The sequence below is a fragment of the Morganella morganii genome (genome assembly GCF_041099235.1).
In the GTDB taxonomy this organism is placed as follows: Bacteria; Pseudomonadota; Gammaproteobacteria; order Enterobacterales; family Enterobacteriaceae; genus Morganella; species Morganella morganii_E.
In genome coordinates this window covers 1-508 of sequence record NZ_JBFZSO010000035.1, presented here as the reverse complement: position 1 = coordinate 508, position 508 = coordinate 1, and the positions used below count along the sequence as shown (strand labels likewise).

Genomic DNA, 508 nt, shown 5'->3' with positions numbered 1-508 from the left:
GCGCTATTAATAGCATTAGTTTTATTGGTGGTAGCTATCTACAGCCTTCTCTCTTATATTCGTGAGCGCCGCCATTCGGGTTTGCCTTCTAAAAAAGACAAACGCTAATTGTGGCATCGATATAAAAGGCGATTCGCAAAAAAATCCCCGCATTAATCTGCAGGGATCTCATAATGATTAAGAACAGACTCTTAATGGTTTACACCCCATCCGGCGCTTATCTCCGGCACTCACAATGGCTTAGCTCTTGAAGGGGTATAAGAATACTCTCATATTACCCCTTATCTGTTTTAACATTTGTTGCTATTGCAACTATTAGCCTGATAATTCTGCCGGTACGTTAATGTTTAATGTTTCACCATCACATGCCTAACCACCGTGTAATCCTCCAGGCCGTACATCGACATATCTTTGCCGTATCCAGACAACTTCTGCCCACCGTGCGGCATTTCGCTAACCAGCATGAAATGGGTGTTTACCCAGGTGCAACCGTACTGTAATCGCGCAC

General features: G+C 43.9%; 2 protein-coding genes. One reads left to right on the top strand and one right to left on the bottom strand.

The features are described from left to right. The first annotated feature begins 9 nt into the window (after positions 1-9). Positions 10-108: a small membrane protein gene (locus AB7038_RS18155; RefSeq protein WP_440590472.1), complete on the top strand. Its 99-nt coding sequence runs from the start codon at positions 10-12 to the stop codon at positions 106-108. A 239-nt stretch (positions 109-347) separates the two neighbouring features. Here the strand turns inward: AB7038_RS18155 and AB7038_RS18150 are convergent. Continuing rightward, a partial coding sequence (locus tag AB7038_RS18150; protein ID WP_369453755.1) for an aldehyde dehydrogenase family protein occupies positions 348-508 on the bottom strand: 161 nt, incomplete at its 5' end.